Here is a 17,080-nt window from a genome sequence, read left to right as displayed (position 1 = left end):
GCCCAGGGTAGACGACGCGACCTGATACGGACTATGGTCCGGAATGGAATCGGACCGTGGTCCGTTCACCACGTCCGACACGACCTTCCGTCCCGCATCTCCTGGAGGAACACCATGACCGCTCCCGTCCGCGTCGCCGCCCTCGTCGGCAGCGTCCGCACCGGCTCCGTCAACCGCCGTCTCGCTGAGGCGCTCCGCGACCGCGCCCCCGAGGGCATCGAGGTCGACATCGTCGACGGCCTCGCCGACCTGCCGTTCTACGACGACGACGTCGACGCCGCCGGCGCCCCCGAGGCCGTGCAGCGCGTCCGCGAGCGGATCGCCGCCGCCGACCGCGTGCTCTTCGTGACGCCGGAGTACAACGGCCGCATGCCCGCCGTCCTCGCCAACGTCATCGACTGGGCCTCGCGGCCCTACGCGGCCGGCGCCATCAAGGACAAGCCGTTCGCCGTCGTCGGCGCCTCCTTCGGCCGGTACGGCGGCGTGTGGGCCCACGACGAGGCCCGCAAGTCCGCCGTGATCGCCGGCGGGCTCGTGGTCGAGAAGGGTCTGTCGGCCACGCCGACCACCCCGGACCTCTCGGGGGACGAGCAGCTCGTCGCCGACGCGCTGGCCGTGCTGACCGAGCTCGTCGAGAACGCCCCGGCGGGTGCCGCCGCCTGAGGCGTCGGTCGCGCGTCAGTCGCCCAGGCCGCGGGCCTGGAGCGCGTCGCCCGTCTCCTGGGCGCGTCCGACGACCCGGACCACGAACGGCGTGAGATAGCTGCGCGGATGCCGTCCGAGCCCCCGGGCCCGGGCGGCATCGCGCGTCTCCAGGGCCAGCTCGACCATGCCCGGCAGGGCGGCGATGGCGAGGGCGAACGCGAGCGAGACGCGTTCGGGCGCGACGCCGAAGCGCCGGAACGGGCCGAGCCAGCGCACGACGGCGTCGAGCATCGCGTTGACCGGCGTGCTCGCCGTCAGGCAGAGCGCCAGCACGGCGAGCGCGACGAGGTCGACCAGCGTCTCGATCGCCTTGTCCCGGCCGTAGAACCACCACTGGAAGCCGGCGACCACGACGGCGGCGACGAGCACCGGTCGCGTCGAGCGCACCAGCAGGCGCAGGCTGACCCCCGTGAGGACCGCGAGCCCCAGGGCGACGGCGAGGAAGCCGAACGCCGCCGGCATGCTGCGCACCGCGACGATGGTGACGCTCACGGCCGCCAGCGCGACGACCTTCGGCCCGGGCGGCAGGCGGTGCAGGAGCGTCGCGCCCGGCTGGTAGAGCCCGACGCCGATCCCGCGGCTCACCCGCCGGTCCCGACCGACGCCACGTACGCCGCGATCGAGGCCTCCGCCGGCCCGTCCGCCACCACGGCGCCGTCCTCCACGACGAGCACGCGCTCGCAGCGGGCGGCGAGCTCGAGGTCGTGGGTGACGAGCACGAGCTGCACGTCGAGGTCGAAGAGGGTGGTGGCGACCAGCCGGGTGTTGCGCAGGTCGAGGAGGGTCGTCGGCTCGTCGGTGACGAGGACGTCGGGCCCCGTGGCGAGCACGCCGGCGAGCGCGAGCAGCTGGCGCTGGCCGCCCGAGAGCGCGTGCACGCTGACGTCGGCGAGGTGGGCGAGGCCGAAGCGCTCGAGAACGGCGACGGCCGTCGCCCGGCGGGCGGTGCGGTCGCGCACCGTGCGCCGCAGGGAGAGCTCCACGTCCTCCACGCAGGTCGGCATCACCAGCTGGGCGGCGGGGTCGGTGAAGCAGAACCCGACCCGTCGCCGCACGGCCGCGCCGCGTCGGGCGACGTCCACGTCGTCGATCAGGACCCGCCCCGTGGTCGGGGCGACGAGCCCGTTGAGCAGCCGGACGAGGGTCGACTTGCCCGACCCGTTGCCGCCGATCACGCCGATCCGGCGCTCGGTGAGCTCCAGCGACGTGGGCGCGAGGATGGTGCGCTCGGCGGGCGGGCCCGGCACCGTCACGCCCGCGGCGTCGAGCCGGATCAGCGCCACCGCGGTCGCTCCTCGTTCGTCAGCCGGTCGCTCAGCGGCCGCGGAGGAGGCGCGGGAAGGCCCGGTGCACCTCGGCGGCGATGAGCGCGACGAGCGTGGTCTTCAGCAGGTCGCCGATCCAGTAGACCACGTCGATCTTGAACGCCTCGGTGAAGGTCAGGTCGAGCTGGACCATGAGGCCGACGATGCCCATCGGGTGGATGACGAGGATGCTGGCGGCCAGCGAGCACCCGAACACGACGAGCGCGCGGGTCTTGCCGGCGTTCCCCGCGACGTACGCCACGAGGAGGCCGCCGACCAGGGCCGCCAGCGGGAAGGAGAGCAGGTAGCCCGCGCTGGGCTGGGAGAGCACGCCGACGCCGCCGGTGTGGCCCGCGAAGACGGGGAGACCGACGAAACCGAGGCCGAGGTAGAGCAGCACGGCGAGGAAGCCGCGGACCGGACCGAGGAGGCAGCCGGCCAGCATCACGCCGAAGGTCTGCAGGGTGATCGGCACGCCGGCGCCGCCGACGGGGATCGCGCCGAGGTAGGTGAGGGCCGCGATCAGTGCCGCGAACGCGGCGATGAGGGCGAGGTCGGTCGCAGTGCCCCGCGGCGTCCGGGTGGGCTCCGTCGTGTCGGGGGTCGCGTCGGGGTTCGTCGCGGCGTCGGTCGTCATGGCGTGCTCCTGGGCTCCGGACCCGGCCCGTGGCCAGGTGAACGGCGTTCAGGTTAGGGTCGACCCGCAGTCCGGTCAACCGAGGGGGAGAGATGGCGGCAGAGCGCTACCACCGCGCGACGGTCGTGGCCCGTGCGGTCGAGGTGCTGGACCGGTTCGGCCTGGCCGACCTCTCGATGCGCCGCCTCGGCACCGAGCTGGGTGTCCAGCCGAGCGCGCTCTACCACCACTTCCCCAGCAAGCAGGCGCTCCTGGCGGCGGTCGCCGACGAGATCCTGGTCCGCACGCGGCTTCCGGCGGACCCGGGCGCGGCCTGGGACGCGCAGGTGGCGGACATCTGTGCCTGGGTCCGCGACGCCACGCTGGCCTACCGCGACGGAGCGGAGCTCGTGGCGACGGTCTGGTCGTTCGGCCTCGGCGCCTCGACGCCCTACGAGGCCCTCGTCGCCGCGCTGCGCCGGGCCCCCGCCACGGGAACCGGCGCGGAGCAGGACGGCCTGCCCGAGATCGGCGCCCGCACGCTGCTCCACTTCGTGTTCGGCCACGCGACGGACGAGCAGACGCAGCTGCAGGCGGCCAGCGCCGGGGCCATCGACGAGCTGCCGCGCGGGGGCGCCGACTTCGCGGTCGGTCTGGGGATCATCCTCGACGGGTTGCGGGCCCGGGTCCGGGTGTAGCGCGCCCGACCACGTCCGCCAGGGCCTCGGCCACGCGCTCGCCGAGGACGGCGACGTACGTCGCGGCCTCCGCCATCGCCCGCTCCGGGTCGGGCTGCAGGTCGGTCACCGCGTGCACCGTGCCGAAGCCCGCCGCGGTGAGGGTCGCCGGGTCCAGGGTCGTGCGGCCGCAGACGGCGATCGTCGGCACCCCCGCCCGGGTTGCCGCCGCCTGCACCCCCACGGGCGCCTTGCCGCGCAGCGACTGCTCGTCGAGCGAGCCCTCGCCGGTGACCACGAGGTCGGCGCCGTCGAGCGCATCGGCGAAGCCGACGAGGTCGAGCACGGCCTCCACGCCCGAGGCCAGGGCCGCCCCCGCGCCGGCGAGCGCCCCGAACGCGGCGCCCCCCGCGGCGCCGGCGCCGGGTCGGTCCCGGTGCCGGTCCCGGGACCGGTCCAGGGGCGCCGCCGTGCCCGCGGTGCCCTCGAGGAGGTCCGCCCACCGGGCGAGGTCGGCTTCGAGGCGGGCGACGTCGTCGGGGCCGGCGCCCTTCTGGGGTGCGTAGACCGCCGCGGCCCCGTGGGGGCCGAGCAGGGGGTTGTCGACGTCGGTGGCCAGGACGATCCGGCGTCCGCCGAGCAGCGCCCGGACCGGGCCCAGGTCGACCTGCGTCGCCGTCACGGGTCGCGTGGGGTCCGTGGTCCCCTCGAGCAGCGCCCCCATCCCCTGCAGGAGGCCCGCGCCCCCGTCGGTCGACGCGCTGCCGCCGAGGCCGAGCAGCACGTCCCGGCACCCGGCGCGCAGGGCTGCCGCGACAGCCTGCCCGGTCCCCGTCGTCGTGGCCGTCAGCGCCGAGGCCGGGGTCGGGGGAGCGGGGAGCCGGAGGAGGCCGGAGCAGTCGGCCAGCTCGACCACGGCGACGTCGCCGCGGCGCGCCCAGGCGGTGGGCACGGGGTCGCCGAGCGGCCCGGGGACGGTGATCGGCATCCGTGCGAAACCGGCGGCCAGGGCGGCGTCCAGCGTGCCGTCGCCCCCGTCGGCGACGGGCACGCGGCGTACGTCGGGGGTCCCGCTCGCGCGCCCCTCCGCCACGAGCGCGGCCCATCGTCGGAGCAGTCCCTCCTCGAGGGCGTCCGCGACCTGGGCGGCCGTGAGCGAGCCCTTGAACTTGTCGCTGGCGAGCACCACCCGGGGGGCCCTCACGACGTCACCGGCGCCGTGACCGCGGTGGAACCGCGCACGACGAGCTCGCCGGCCACGCGGTGGCGCCGGGGCCGGGACGTCGGCTCCTTGAGCGCGAGGGTGAGGGCGGCCTCGCCCATCTGTGCCATCGGCAGGCGGAACGTGGTGAGCGAGGGGTTGAGGTCGACGGCGACGGCCACGTCGTCGAAGCCGGTGACGGCCATCCGCTCGGGCACCGCGACGCCTGCCTCGCGCAGCACGGAGAGACAGCCGATCGCCATGTCGTCGTTGAGGGCCAGGATCGCCGTGGTCCCCGGGTGGTCGGCGAGCACCCGCCGGGCGCACTCGCGACCGCCGTCCCGCGTGAAGGGCCCCTCCACCACGGGCACGGCGGCGGGGTCGAGGCCGGCATCGGAGAGCGCCGCGTGCACCCCGGCCAGCCGGTCGGCGACCGTGGTGAGCACGGGGGAGCCGGTGATGACGGCGATCTCCCGGTGGCCCAGCGCCAGCAGGTGCTCGGTGACGGCCCGGCCCCCCTCCTCGTTGGGCGGGAGCACGGCGTCGGCGCCCAGGTGGTGGCGCCCGATGACGGCGACGCGGCCGCCGCTCGCGGCGTACCGCTCGAGCTCGCGGCGCGCGGGCTCCTCGACGGCCGCGTCGACGAAGCCGGATCCCGCGACGACGATCGCGGCGACCCGGTGGGCCACCAGGGTGCGGATCTGGCGCAGCTCGGCCTCGGGGTCCCGGCCGGTGTGGCAGATCTGCAGCGACAGGCCCTCCGTGTCGGCGAGGCAGAGCAGGCCGCTGGCGATCTCGGAGAAGTAGGGGTCGCCGATCTCGTGGACCACGAGGCCGACGGTGCGGCTGTGGCCCCCGGCGAGCGTGCGGGCGTGCACGTTCGCGACGTAGCCGAGCTCGTCGGCCCGCCGTCGCACGGCCTCGGCGACCGCGGGCCGCACCCCCGGTGTCCCCGCCAGTGCCCGCGAGGCCGTGGCGATCGAGACGCCCGCGGCCCGCGCGACGTCGATGAGCCGTGGCCCGCCCTCCTTGCCCGCCATCGCCCTGCTCCTCTCGTGGTGCCTGCCGAGAATTCTGCGGTGTGACCCTTGCCACAAGCCGCCGGCCCCGCCTACCTTACCGTAAGCGCTTACGTAAGCGCTTTCACCAACGGAGGGCTCACCACCATGAGGCTTGGACCGACGAGGCGACCCGCCCGCGCGCACCTGCGGCGCACCGGGGTCGCCGCCACCTGCGTCGTACTGGCGTCGACGCTCGCCGCCTGCGGTCTGGACAGCGGATCGGGCGACGACAACGACGACGAGATCGTCATCGGCATCTCCCTGCCGCTCACCGGCGACTTCAGCGAGCCCGGCAAGGGCGTGCAGCGGGGCTACGAGGCCTGGGCGGAGCACGTCAACGAGAACGGCGGCCTGCTCGGCAAGGACGTGCGGCTCGTGATCCTCGACGACCAGTCGAACGCCGACCGCGTCGCCTCGGACTACGAGCGGCTCATCAACCAGGAGGGCGCCGACCTGATCTTCGGCCCGTTCTCCACCCGGCTGGTGGTCCCGGCCGCGCAGGTCGCGCAGGACTACGGCTTCCTGTTCGTCGAGCCGGCCGGCGCCGCCGACGAGGTGTTCGAGCAGGGTTTCGACAACCTCTTCTACGCCGCTCCCGCCGTCGCCGACGACCACTACAACCTGCTGGCGGAGCAGATCCTCGCGATGCCCGAGGACCAGCGGCCCCGGACGGCGGCCTACGCGACCATGGACGACCCGTTCGCCCAGGGCACGGCGTACGGCCTGCGGGACAAGCTCGCCGCGGCCGGGGTCGAGACCGTGGTCGACGAGGTCTACCCGCCCAACACGACCGACTTCTCCAACATCGCGGCGCAGATCGCGGACTCGGACGCGGACATCGTGGTCGGTGGCACGCAGTACCAGGACGCGGTCAACCTCATCGTCGCGCTGCAGCAGCTCGGCTACCAGCCCGACCTGGCGGCGTTCTCGACCGCGCCGACCAACCCCGAGTTCCCGTCCGCCATCGGCGAGAAGGTCGACGGGATCGTCTCGCCGACCGGCTACACGCCCGAGGCGCAGTTCGCGGAGAACCAGGAGTTCGTCGAGTTCTTCACGGAGAAGCACGGCCACGCGCCGAGCGAGGACGAGGCCAACGCCTGGACCACCGGCGAGGTCGTGGCGGCGGCCGTGGAGGCCGTCGGCTGCGCCGACCCGTCGGCGGACTGCCAGCAGCAGCTCATCGACTGGCTGCGCGACAACGAGGTCCCGACCGTGGTCGGCCCGCTCAGCTGGGACGCCCAGGGGCGGCCCGAGAGCGCGCACCTCATCCAGCAGTACGTCGACGGCGAGATCCGCATCGTGCTGCCGGGCGACCTGGCCGAGGCGGAGTTCGTCTACCCGAAGCCGGCGTGGTGAGGCGGGCGTGTCCGGATCCCTCCTGCTCCAGACCCTGATCCTCGGCGTCCTGCTCGGCGGTCTCTACGCCCTGCTGGCCGCCGGCCTCACCCTCTACTTCGGCGTGATGCGGGTCGTGATGATCGCCCACTCGGCGTTCCTCATCCTGGCGGCCTACCTCGCGTGGTTCTTCCACCGCGAGACCGGCCTCGACCCGCTCCTGTCCCTGCTCGTGACCGTGCCGCTGTTCTTCGGCGTCGGCTACCTCATGCAGCGCGGGCTCGTCGCCCGCCTGCGACCGGCGACGCTGACGATGATGTCGGTGCTCCTCACCTTCGCGATCGCCCTCACGATCGAGGGCCTGCTGGGCTTCTTCTTCTCCGGCACGCAGCGGCGCATCAACCTCGGCTACTCCGGCACCAGCATCGAGGTCCTCGGGGCGCACGTCGCGGTGGTGAAGTTGATCGCCTTCGGGCTCGCCGCCGCGGCCCTCGCCGGCCTCTTCCTGCTGCTCAAGGTGACCCGGTTCGGCCAGGCGCTGCGCGCGACGATCCAGCACCCGGAGGCCGCCCGCCTGCTCGGCATCAACACCGACCGCATCGCCGGGTTCGGCTTCGGGCTCGGGCTCGCCACCGCCGCCATCGGCGGCACGGCGCTCGCGCTGGACTCGACCATCTACCCGTCGCTGCACTGGCACTGGATCGGACCTCTGATGGCGATCATCGTCGTCGGCGGCCTGGGCAGCATCCCGGGCGCCGCCATCGCCGCCCTCATCCTCGGCGTCGGCCAGAGCCTGCTGCAGATCCCGATGGGCACCACGTGGGCGCAGACGGTCTTCTACGTCGCGCTCTTCGCCACGCTCCTCGTCCGCCCCCAGGGTTTCTTCGGAGGTCGTCTTGCCCAGCGCTTCTGACACCACCTCGGCGGCTCCGGCCGCGACCACGACCTCCGGTCGGTCCACCTTCGACCGGGTCCTCCTCGGCGCGCGCATCGTCGTGCTGGCGGCGGTGGCGGTCCTCGTCCTGACGTTCCCGTCGCTGGCGGCGGACCCGTTCATCCTGTCGGTGGGCGTCGTCATCGCCAGCTATGCCGCCCTCGCGGTCTCGTGGAACTTCGTCGGCGGCTTCACCGGCTACATCTCGCTCGGTCACGCGGCGTACTCGGGTCTCGGCGGCTACGCCACCGCGCTCCTCATCACGCGGGCCGACCTCAACCCCTGGGTCGCCCTGGTCGTGGGCGCCGTCGTCGTCGGCGTGCTCGCCGTGCCGATCGGCATCGCGTCGTTGCGGGTGCGGGGCGCCTCGTTCGTCATCGTCTCGATCGCCCTCGTGCTGATCCTGCTGCTCGTGGCCCAGTCGTGGGCCTCGCTCACCGGGGGCGCCCAGGGCCTGCGGGTGCCGCGACCGTTCGGCGAGGACGTGCTCCGCCCCGAGCAGCACGAGCGGTTCTTCTACCTCCACGTCGCCTTCGTGGCGGTCGCGCTCCTGCTGTGGTGGGCCATCGACCGGTCGCGGTTCGGCATGGGGCTCAAGGCCATCCGCGAGGACGAGGACAAGGCCCAGGCGCTCGGCGTGCCCACGGGGGCCTACAAGCTGACGGTGTTCGTCATCTCGGCCTTCATGACGGCGATGGCGGGCGGGCTCTATGCCCTGTGGTTCGGCTACCTCGACCCGATCTTCCAGTTCTCGATCCTCATCGGTTCCTACATGGTGCTGATGAGCCTGCTGGGCGGCATCCGGAGCCTCTTCGGTCCCGTGCTGGGCGCCGTCGTCGTGGGCTACTCGCTGGAGTTCTTCAAGGTGCACTACGGCGACTCGCAGTTCCACCTCGTCGCCCTCGGCCTGCTGCTCGCGGTCGTGGTGCTCTTCATGCCCGACGGCGTGCTCCCCGCCATCGGGTCGCTGGTCGACCGGTTCCGCCCCGACCAGCGCACCTCCATCCGCGAGATGACGGCGGAGGAGCTCCTCGAGCACAACCAGCGGCTCGAGCGCAGCGAGGCGACCCCGGTTGCCACCCCGCACGAGCGCGACCTGGAGACCGTCCCGTCCACGGAGGAGAAGCGATGACCGAGACCGCCGCCGGGCCCACGGACGCCACCGGCACGTTCGTCCCCTCGCTGGCCACCCGCGGCCTCACGAAGAGCTTCGGCGGCGTGCGGGCCATCGACGGCGCCGACGTCACCTTCCACCGCGGCAAGATCAACGCGCTGATCGGACCCAACGGCTCCGGCAAGACGACGTTCTTCAACTGCGTGACCGGCATGATCAAGCCCGACGCCGGCACGGTGACCCTCGAGGGCCGCGACATCACGGCGAAGCCGCCGCACCGCATCGCGGCGGCCGGCATCGGACGCAGCTTCCAGCTGTGCCGCATCTTCCCGCGGCTCACGGTGCTGGAGAACATGCTCGTCGGCGTCCGCTCCCCGTCGGTGCTCCACCGGCTGGCGGGCTCCCGCAACGACGCCGACATCGCGAAGGCGCGGGAGCTGCTGCGCCGGGTCGGCATCGACCACCTCGAGCAGTCCGAGGCCCGCGACATCTCCTACGGCCAGCAGAAGCTGCTCGAGCTGGCCGGGGTGCTCATGGTCGATCCCGACACGATCATGCTCGACGAACCGGCCGGCGGCGTGAACCCGGCGCTCATCGGGCGCATCGGGACGCTGGTCCGCGAGCTCAACGCGGAGGGCCGCACCTTCGTCATCGTCGAGCACAACATGGACATGGTCATGAGCCTGTCCGACCACGTCGTGGTCTTCGACCGCGGTCGCCCCATCGCGGAGGGACCGCCCTCCGTCGTCCAGCACGACCCCCGAGTCCTGGAGGCCTACCTTGGTGTCTGACGCCCCCCGCCCGCTGCTCGAGCTGATCGACGTCGAGGCCGGCTACGGCCGGGCCGCCCTCGTGCTCCGCGGCCTCACCGTGCGGGTGCCCGCCGCGAGCATCGTATGCCTCGTCGGTCCCAACGGCGCCGGCAAGTCCACCGTCCTCAAGGTCGCGAGCGGGATGCTCACGCCCCGGTCCGGCCGGATCCTGGTCGACGGTCAGGACGTCACCCGCAACGGCCCGCAGGACATGATCCGGGCCGGCCTCTCCCACGTGCTGCAGGGCCACTCCGTCTTCAAGGAGATGACCGTCGCGGAGAACGTCGGGCTGGGCGCCTACACGGTGCGCGACAAGGCGCTCGTGCAGGAACGCGTCGACTTCGTGAAGACGCTCTTCCCGATCGTCGCCGAGCGCTGGAACGACCTCGCCGGCGCCCTGTCGGGAGGCCAGCAGAAGCAGGTCGAGTTCGCCCGCTCGCTCATGGTCAGCCCGAAGGTGGTGCTGCTCGACGAGCCCAGCATGGGCCTCGACCCGAAGCGCACCTCCACGATGTTCGAGCAGGTCGTGCGCATGCGCGACGCCGGCATCGCCGTGCTCATCGTCGAGCAGAACGCCCGCCGCGCCCTCGAGACCGCCGACATCGGCTGCGTCCTCGACCTCGGCACCGTCCACATCACGGGGCCCGCCCCTGACCTGCTGGCCGACCCGCGCCTCGCCGAGCTCTACCTCGGCGGACGGCCCGCGGTCGCCACCGGTCCCTGACCCTCCCGCTCCGATCGGAGAACGAACGACATGACCGTCCACACCCGCCGCATCATCATGAACGGCGTCACCGGCCGCATGGGCTACCGGCAGCACCTCCTCCGCTCCATCCTCGCCATCCGCGACGACGGTGGGCTGCTCCTCCCCGACGGGGACCGCATCCAGGTCGAGCCGGTGCTCGTCGGACGCAGCGCGGAGAAGCTGCAGGCGCTCGCCGCGCAGCACGGCGTCGCCGACTGGACCACCGACCTCGACGAGGCGCTGGCCGACGACACCGCCACCATCTACTTCGACGCCCAGGTCACCTCCGAGCGCAAGAAGGCCATCCTCAAGGCCCTCTCGGTCGGCAAGCACGTCTACACGGAGAAGCCCCTCGCGGAGAGCGTCGACGAGGGCCTCGAGATCGCCGAGGCCGGTGCGGCTGCCGGCACCGTCAACGGCGTCGTGCACGACAAGATCTTCCTGCCCGGGTTCGTGAAGCTGAAGCGGCTCATCGACGGCGGGTTCTTCGGTCGGGTCCTGTCGGTGCGCGGCGAGTTCGGCTACTGGGTCTTCGAGGGCGATTGGCAGCCCGCGCAGCGCCCGAGCTGGAACTACCGCGCCCAGGACGGCGGCGGCATGGTGCTCGACATGTTCTGCCACTGGAACTACGTCTTCGAGCACCTCTTCGGCCGCGTCGACGCGGTGATGGCCAAGGCCGTCACGCACATCCCCGAGCGCTGGGACGAGCAGGGCCGACGCTACGACGCCACGGCGGACGACGCGGCGTACGGGCTCTTCGAGATCGGCGACACGATCGTGTCGATGAACTCCTCGTGGGCGACGCGCGTCGAGCGCAAGGAGCTCGTCGAGCTCCACGTCGACGGCACGCACGGCTCGGCGGTAGCCGGCCTCTTCGGCTGCCGCATCCAGCCGCGCGAACGCACCCCGAAGCCCGTGTGGAACCCCGACCTGCCCACCGACCTCGACTTCCGGGCGCAGTGGGACGAGGTGCCCGACAACCAGGAGTTCTCCAACGGCTTCCGGGCGCAGTGGGAGACCTACCTCGCGGACGTGCACCACGGCCGTCCGCACGCCTGGGACTTCATGTCGGCGGTCCGCGGGCTCGAGCTCGTCGACGCGGGCCTGACGTCGTCGGCCGAGGGCCGGCGCGTCGTCCTCGAGACGAGGACGTCGTGAGCACGACGGCGGTCGCTCCGGCGGAGCGGGCGACGAGCCCCGGCGGGCCCCGTGTGCTGCTCCCGCGGCGGGACGGCTCGCTCGACCCGCTGACGCTCGGCGCGCCGGGGGAGTGGACCGACCACCCGGGGGCCTACGCGTCCCGGGAGGTGTTCGCCGCCGCCCACGTCGCCGCCGACCCGTTCGGCGACAACACGCCGGGTTCGCCGGCCGCCATCGACTGGGACGCGACCCTCGCGTTCCGCCACGAGCTGTTCCGCTACGGCTTCGGCGTCGCCGAGGCCATGGACACCGCGCAGCGCGGCATGGGCCTCGACTGGGCGGGCACGCAGGAGCTCGTACGGCGATCGGCCGAGCAGGCACGCAGCGTCGGGGCGCGGATCGCCTCGGGCGCCGGCACCGACCACCGCGACGACCTCGCCACGCTCGAGGACGTGCTCGCGGCGTACCTGGAGCAGGTCGCCTTCGTCGAGGGCTGCGGGTCGCAGGTCATCGTCATGGCGTCGCGCCGGCTGGCCGCCGTCGCGCGGCACGCCGACGACTACGCCCACGTGGTCGGCGCCGTGCTGGGCCAGGTCGCGGAGCCCGTCGTGCTGCACTGGCTGGGCGAGGCCTTCGACCCCCTGCTGCGGGGCTACTGGGGGAGCACCGACGTCGCGGAGGCGACGGCAACGTTCCTCGCGCTCGTCCACGAGCACGCGGACCGGATCGACGGCGTGAAGGTCTCCCTCCTCTCGGCCGAGCACGAGCGCGGCCTGCGCGCGGCGCTGCCCGCAGGCGTCCGCCTCTACACGGGCGACGACTTCAACTACCCCGAGCTCATCCGCGGCGACGGCACCCACCACTCCGACGCGCTGCTCGGCGCGTTCGCCGCCGTCGCGCCGGCCGCGTCGGCTGCCCTGGCGGCGCTCGACGCCGGCGACACGGCGGGGTACGACGCGGCCATGGCCCCGACCCTGCCGCTGTCGCGCCACCTGTTCGAGGCGCCGACGTTCCACTACAAGACGGGCATCGCCTTCCTGGCCTGGCTCAACGGGCACCAGCGCGGCTCCACGATGATCGGTGGTCTCCACGCCGGTCGCGACGCGGTCCACCTGGCCCGCGTGCTCGAGCTCGCCGACGCGGCCGGGCTCCTGCGCGACCCGGACGTCGCCGCCGTGCGGTGGGGCGCCTACCTGCGCACCGTCGGGGTGGACGCGTGAGCGCCCCCGCCGCCGAGCGCGTGGTGGTGGACCAGCCGAGCGGGGCCCCCGCGCGGGTGCCGACGCCCGAGCCCGGGGACCCCCGGCTCGCCCGGCTGTCGCTCAACCAGCGCACCACGGCGGAGTGGTCCCTCGCGCAGGCCGTCGACGGCTGCGTCACCGCCGGCCTCCCGGCGATCGGCGTCTGGCGCGAGCCGGTCGCCGAGCTCGGCCTGGAGACGGCGGTGCGCCTCGTCCGCGACGCCGGGTTGCGCGTGTCGTCGCTGTGCCGCGGCGGCTTCTTCACCGGGCCCGCGGAGACCGCCCGCCAGGCGCACGACGAGAACGTGCGCGCGCTCGACGAGGCGGCGGCGCTCGGGGCGCCGGTGCTGGTGCTGGTGCCCGGCGGGCTGCCCCCCGGCGACCGGGACCTGCCCGGCGCGCGCGCCCGCGCCGCCGAGGCCGTCGCGGCCCTGGTGCCGGAGGCGCTCGCCCGCGGCGTACGCCTCGGGATCGAGCCCATGCACCCGATCTACGCCGCCGACCGCGGTGTCGTCTCGACCCTCGCGCAGGCCCTTGACCTCGCCGAGCAGCACCCGGTCGAGGCCGTGGGGGTCGTCGTCGACACCTTCCACCTCTGGTGGGAGCCCGACGTGGCGGCGCAGGTGGCGCGGGCGGGGGAGCGCATCGCCTCCTACCAGGTCGCGGACTGGATCACCCCGCTCCCGCCCGACGCGCTGCTGTCCCGCGGGATGCCCGGCGACGGCCACGTCGACCTCGGCGCCTTCACCGCGGCCGTGGCCGCCGCCGGCTACACCGGCGACGTCGAGGTCGAGGTCTTCAACGCCGACGTCTGGGCCGCCCCGGGCGCCGAGGTCGTCGCCACGCTGGCGCGACGGCACGTGGAGCTGGTCGCCCCGCACCTGTAGCGCGCTGCTCCTTCCGCCGGGCCGCCGCGGCCCGGCGGTCTCTCGGGAAGGAACCGCATGAACCGCACCCCCGCCCCCGCGTCCGTACGCCGCCGCACCGCCCTCCTCGCCCCTGCCGTCGCCCTCGGGCTGGCGGGGGCGGGGGCCACCACGTCCCCCGCCGTCGCCTCCGCGCCGGCGGCGGGGGGCCGCCGCACCGCCGTCGTGGTGCCCCGCCCCCGGGCCGAGGACTGGTCCCCGGTCGCGCCCGCCAAGTGGGCCTTCACCGGACGCGACGTCGTGCTCGTCGAGCGGGGTGACCCGCCGGTCGGCCCCCGGCGTCCGTTCGAGTACGCCACCGTGGCGCGTGGCCCGGCGCTCGCCTCGTTCCACCTGACGGCCGAGGTCCGCATCGACGAGCCGGTCGCGCGCGCCGACCGCGACGTGGTGCTCGTCTGGAACCACACCTCGCCGACGCGGTTCCACTACGCGCACCTCTCGCAGGACAACACGATCTACTGCACAACGGGATCTTCCGCGTGGACGACGCCGACCGCGTGCGCATCGACGACCAGTGGGACGGGACGGTCGGCGCTCCGCCGGCCATCGACGACACCGACTGGCACCGCGTGCTGCTCAGCGTCGACGTGCGCAGCGGACGGATCGCCGTCCGCCTCGACGGCGCCCGGGAGCCGCTGCTCACCGCCACGGACCGCACCTTCACGGGCGGCCGGATCGGCTTCGGCTCCTTCGACAACCACGGCCGCGTGCGCGGCCTCCTCGCGCTCGGCACCGTCGCCGCCTGAGCGGCACGGTCCCGACGCCCCGAAGCACGCCGCCCCCGCCCGCAGCAGCGGGCGAGGGCGGCGAGGCTGCCGGCGGCCACCGGCAGCGGTCTCATCAACCAGCCCCCACGGTAACGCGGGGAGACGAAGGAGCACCCTGAGATGAGAAGCACCCGACGGTGGGCCGCGGTCGCGGCCACCGCCCTCGTCGTGGGCCTGATCGGGCCCGCGACCGGCGCCGGGGCCGACCCCGACGACCGCATCGCCGATCCCGTGCCCGAGGACCCCGCGCCGTCGTCGCTGGGCCTCGTGCTGGAGGAGCACCACCAGTTCCCCGCGACGGAGGCCGTGCCGCCGGCGACGGACTACCGCCTGCAGCGCCACGCCCGCATCAACCACATCGGCGACGTGCCCGACGGCTCCGGCCGCCAGTTCGTCCCCGACCTCAACGGGCCGCTCTACCTCCTCGAGGACGGGGAGGAGCACGTCTACCTCGACGTCCGCGCCGAGTTCCCCGACCTCTACTCGGGCCGGGGGATGGGCAGCGGCTTCGGCTTCGTGGCCTACCACCCCGACTACGCCGAGAACGGGCTCTTGTACACCGTCCACACGGAGCAGTTCGGCGCCATCGGCACCAAGCCGCTCACCTACCCGGGGCAGAGCCGCGAGTTCTCCCACTCGGTCGTCACCGAGTGGACGGCCGACGACCCGGCGGCCGCGACCTTCAGCGGCACGCGCCGGGAGGTCATGCGCCTGGGGTTCTACTCCCAGATCCACGCGATCCAGCAGATCGACTTCAACCCGACGGCCCGGCCCGGCTCGCCGGACCGCGGCCTGCTCTACCTCGCGGTCGGCGACGGCGGCGAGGGCCTGGGCACCGGCGTGCCGCAGGACCCGGCCACGCCGTACGGCAAGATCCTGCGGATCGACCCGGCCGGCACGGACGGGCCCAACGGGCAGTACGGCATCCCCGCCGACAACCCGTACGTCGGGGATGCGGGCTGGATCGGCGAGATCTACGCCCTCGGGCTGCGCGACCCGCACCGCTTCTCCTGGGACGCGCGGGCGCCGCACCGGATGTACGTCGGGCACATCGGCCAGCGGGCCGTCGAGTCCGTCTACGAGGTGCGCCCGGGGGACAACTTCGGCTGGAGCGAGCGCGAGGGACGGTTCCGCTTCGAGGCGACCGACGAGTGCGCGCTCTACCCGCTGCCGGAGGACGACGACGAGCGCGGCTACGTCTACCCGGTGATCTCCTACGACCACGACCCGCCGGCGGGGTGGCCGTGCGCCGCCGACTCGGGCCACGCGCTCGGCGGGGGCTACGTCTACCGCGGCAGCCGCCTGCCGCTGCTCCGGGGCAAGTACGTCTTCGGCGACATCGTCGACGGTCGCGTCTACTGGGCCGACGCTGCACAGATGCGCCAGGAGACGGGGCGCGACGCGCGGCTGCACGAGATGCCGGTGTTCGACACCGCGGGCAACCGGCTGCGGATGACCGACCTCGCCGGTGACACCCGGGTGGACCTGCGCTTCGGCACCGACGCCGCCGGCGAGCTCTACCTGCTCGCGAAGGCCAACGGGAAGATCTGGAAGGTCGTCGGGACCCGGGTGGTGCCGCGGATCGACCCGGTCTCGCCCGGCATCGCGGACGCGGTGGTGGCCCGCTACGACGCGGAGCACCCGCTCGCGGTCGACGGGACGCGCGAGGAGGACGCCGGCGCGGCCGGCACCCTCCTGCAGCTGGTGGGCGGCGGCAAGCAGCAGCGCGTCCGCGACCTGGCGTTCCCGGCCAGCACGGCCGCGTTCCGCACCGGCCAGCGGGGCGGTCCGGCAGAGGAGGACTGGCGGGCCGGCGTCTGGGACCCCGACGGCGTGGACAGCCTCGACCGCTTCGCCGGCGCCGAGGAGATCACGGTCATGGGCTGGTTCAAGATGAGCGGCGACACCTATCCGCTGCTCAACACGAACACACCGGCCCCGGACGACCGGTACAACGCCGTGGGCCTCGCCGGGCTGCTCAGCGGGACCTCCGACGGCCACGGGGTGCGCGCGCTCCTGGAGCTCATCAACGTGGACGGCGAGCTGCGGCTGGTCGCCCTCGGACGACGGCTCGACGACGGGGCGTCGCAGACCCTGGCGGCCGACGCCGACTGGCGCAGCCTGCTGCCGGCGGACGAGTGGGTGCACCTCGCGGCCACGTTCGACTACACCACCGGGCAGATGCGCCTGTTCCGCAACGGCCGGCCGCTCGCCGCGACGTACACGTCCTCCGGCGACCCGTGGCAGGTGGACGGCACGGGCACGAGCCCCACGCTCCCGCGCGGCATCAAGATCGGCGGTTCCTACCCCCAGGGCGGCCGCGAGCAGAACCCCTGCAACTGCACCATGGACGAGCTCGTGTTCCTCGACGAGGCGCTGTCCCCGGGGCAGGTGATGGCCCAGTTCGTGCGCTACCGCATCGCGCGCTGAGGCGGTGCCGGCGTCGCTCCCGACCCCCTGTCGAGGGGCCGGGAGCGACGCCGTAAGGTGGCTCCGCAGCCA

Annotated in this window: 17 protein-coding genes; 12 read left to right on the top strand and 5 right to left on the bottom strand. The window is 73.8% G+C overall.

Translation table 11 applies throughout. The features are described from left to right. Positions 1 to 114: 114 nt before the first annotated feature. Entirely contained in the window at positions 115 to 663 is a 549-nt protein-coding gene (locus PIR53_11285) for an NAD(P)H-dependent oxidoreductase (protein ID WZH50608.1), read from the top strand. Positions 664 to 678: 15 nt separating this feature from the next. On the opposite strand, the gene PIR53_11280 is transcribed toward PIR53_11285, so the two are convergent. Genes PIR53_11280 through PIR53_11270 form a run of 3 tightly spaced genes read right to left on the bottom strand, consistent with a single transcriptional unit; the run spans position 679 to position 2,646 of the window. Further along, complete coding sequence (locus PIR53_11280) at positions 679 to 1,290, bottom strand: energy-coupling factor transporter transmembrane protein EcfT (protein ID WZH50607.1); 612 nt, start codon at positions 1,288 to 1,290, stop codon at positions 679 to 681. Beyond that, complete coding sequence (locus PIR53_11275) at positions 1,287 to 1,988, bottom strand: ABC transporter ATP-binding protein (GenBank protein WZH50606.1); 702 nt, start codon at positions 1,986 to 1,988, stop codon at positions 1,287 to 1,289. The genes PIR53_11280 and PIR53_11275 overlap by 4 nt, the downstream gene beginning before the upstream one ends. Before the next feature lie 31 nt (positions 1,989 to 2,019). Beyond that, on the bottom strand, positions 2,020 to 2,646 hold the full coding sequence (locus PIR53_11270) for a biotin transporter BioY (GenBank protein WZH50605.1): 627 nt from the start codon (positions 2,644 to 2,646) through the stop codon (positions 2,020 to 2,022). Positions 2,647 to 2,738: 92 nt separating this feature from the next. Between PIR53_11270 and PIR53_11265 the strand changes: the two genes are divergently transcribed. Then, entirely contained in the window at positions 2,739 to 3,323 is a 585-nt protein-coding gene (locus PIR53_11265; GenBank protein ID WZH50604.1) for a TetR family transcriptional regulator, read from the top strand. Here the strand turns inward: PIR53_11265 and PIR53_11260 are convergent. After that, positions 3,286 to 4,506 carry a glycerate kinase gene (locus PIR53_11260; GenBank protein WZH50603.1) on the bottom strand — a complete coding sequence of 407 codons (1,221 nt, stop codon included), beginning with the start codon at positions 4,504 to 4,506 and terminating at the stop codon, positions 3,286 to 3,288. The two genes, PIR53_11265 and PIR53_11260, sit on opposite strands and share 38 nt — an antisense overlap. Then, positions 4,503 to 5,543, bottom strand: a complete 1,041-nt coding sequence (locus PIR53_11255) for a LacI family DNA-binding transcriptional regulator (protein ID WZH50602.1) — start codon at positions 5,541 to 5,543, stop codon at positions 4,503 to 4,505. Before PIR53_11255 ends, PIR53_11260 begins: the two co-directional genes overlap by 4 nt. A 126-nt stretch (positions 5,544 to 5,669) precedes the next feature. Here PIR53_11255 and PIR53_11250 point away from each other — a divergent pair, with 126 nt between their 5' ends. The 10 genes from PIR53_11250 (at position 5,670) to PIR53_11205 (ending at position 17,008) form a co-directional block, all read left to right on the top strand. Further along, the gene (locus PIR53_11250) at positions 5,670 to 6,920 is read left to right on the top strand and encodes an amino acid ABC transporter substrate-binding protein (GenBank protein ID WZH50601.1); all 1,251 of its coding nucleotides are present in this window, start codon (positions 5,670 to 5,672) and stop codon (positions 6,918 to 6,920) included. 7 nt (positions 6,921 to 6,927) lie between these two features. Next, positions 6,928 to 7,812 carry a branched-chain amino acid ABC transporter permease gene (locus tag PIR53_11245; GenBank protein WZH50600.1) on the top strand — a complete coding sequence of 295 codons (885 nt, stop codon included), beginning with the start codon at positions 6,928 to 6,930 and terminating at the stop codon, positions 7,810 to 7,812. Beyond that, on the top strand, positions 7,796 to 8,965 hold the full coding sequence (locus PIR53_11240; protein ID WZH50599.1) for a branched-chain amino acid ABC transporter permease: 1,170 nt from the start codon (positions 7,796 to 7,798) through the stop codon (positions 8,963 to 8,965). The genes PIR53_11245 and PIR53_11240 overlap by 17 nt, the downstream gene beginning before the upstream one ends. Beyond that, positions 8,962 to 9,738, top strand: coding sequence for an ABC transporter ATP-binding protein (locus tag PIR53_11235; protein WZH50598.1), 777 nt, complete (start codon positions 8,962 to 8,964; stop codon positions 9,736 to 9,738). The genes PIR53_11240 and PIR53_11235 overlap by 4 nt, the downstream gene beginning before the upstream one ends. Then, positions 9,731 to 10,483 carry an ABC transporter ATP-binding protein gene (locus PIR53_11230; GenBank protein WZH50597.1) on the top strand — a complete coding sequence of 251 codons (753 nt, stop codon included), beginning with the start codon at positions 9,731 to 9,733 and terminating at the stop codon, positions 10,481 to 10,483. Before PIR53_11235 ends, PIR53_11230 begins: the two co-directional genes overlap by 8 nt. A 30-nt stretch (positions 10,484 to 10,513) precedes the next feature. Further along, on the top strand, positions 10,514 to 11,662 hold the full coding sequence (locus tag PIR53_11225; GenBank protein ID WZH50596.1) for a Gfo/Idh/MocA family oxidoreductase: 1,149 nt from the start codon (positions 10,514 to 10,516) through the stop codon (positions 11,660 to 11,662). Continuing rightward, entirely contained in the window at positions 11,659 to 12,864 is a 1,206-nt protein-coding gene (locus PIR53_11220) for a dihydrodipicolinate synthase family protein (protein ID WZH50595.1), read from the top strand. Before PIR53_11225 ends, PIR53_11220 begins: the two co-directional genes overlap by 4 nt. After that, positions 12,861 to 13,772 carry a sugar phosphate isomerase/epimerase gene (locus tag PIR53_11215; GenBank protein WZH50594.1) on the top strand — a complete coding sequence of 304 codons (912 nt, stop codon included), beginning with the start codon at positions 12,861 to 12,863 and terminating at the stop codon, positions 13,770 to 13,772. The genes PIR53_11220 and PIR53_11215 overlap by 4 nt, the downstream gene beginning before the upstream one ends. Positions 13,773 to 14,290: 518 nt before the next feature. Further along, entirely contained in the window at positions 14,291 to 14,557 is a 267-nt protein-coding gene (locus PIR53_11210) for a hypothetical protein (protein WZH50593.1), read from the top strand. A gap of 141 nt (positions 14,558 to 14,698) precedes the next feature. Then, entirely contained in the window at positions 14,699 to 17,008 is a 2,310-nt protein-coding gene (locus PIR53_11205; GenBank protein WZH50592.1) for a PQQ-dependent sugar dehydrogenase, read from the top strand. Positions 17,009 to 17,080: the final 72 nt, after the last annotated feature.

Origin of the sequence: Nocardioides alkalitolerans (assembly GCA_038184435.1) — a bacterium.
Taxonomy (GTDB): domain Bacteria; phylum Actinomycetota; class Actinomycetes; order Propionibacteriales; family Nocardioidaceae; genus Nocardioides; species Nocardioides alkalitolerans_A.
This window is presented reverse-complemented; position numbering and strand designations above follow the sequence as displayed.

What these genes read in the sequence shown, in the direction of transcription:
- PIR53_11255 (WZH50602.1), bottom strand. Translation starts at nt 5,543, where the DNA reads ATGGCGGGCAAGGAGGGCGGGCCACGGCTCATCGACGTCGCGCGGGCC.
- PIR53_11285 (WZH50608.1), top strand. Translation starts at nt 115, where the DNA reads ATGACCGCTCCCGTCCGCGTCGCCGCCCTCGTCGGCAGCGTCCGCACC.
- PIR53_11205 (WZH50592.1), top strand. Translation starts at nt 14,699, where the DNA reads ATGAGAAGCACCCGACGGTGGGCCGCGGTCGCGGCCACCGCCCTCGTC.
- PIR53_11265 (WZH50604.1), top strand. Translation starts at nt 2,739, where the DNA reads ATGGCGGCAGAGCGCTACCACCGCGCGACGGTCGTGGCCCGTGCGGTC.
- PIR53_11235 (WZH50598.1), top strand. Translation starts at nt 8,962, where the DNA reads ATGACCGAGACCGCCGCCGGGCCCACGGACGCCACCGGCACGTTCGTC.
- PIR53_11270 (WZH50605.1), bottom strand. Translation starts at nt 2,646, where the DNA reads ATGACGACCGACGCCGCGACGAACCCCGACGCGACCCCCGACACGACG.
- PIR53_11250 (WZH50601.1), top strand. Translation starts at nt 5,670, where the DNA reads ATGAGGCTTGGACCGACGAGGCGACCCGCCCGCGCGCACCTGCGGCGC.
- PIR53_11225 (WZH50596.1), top strand. Translation starts at nt 10,514, where the DNA reads ATGACCGTCCACACCCGCCGCATCATCATGAACGGCGTCACCGGCCGC.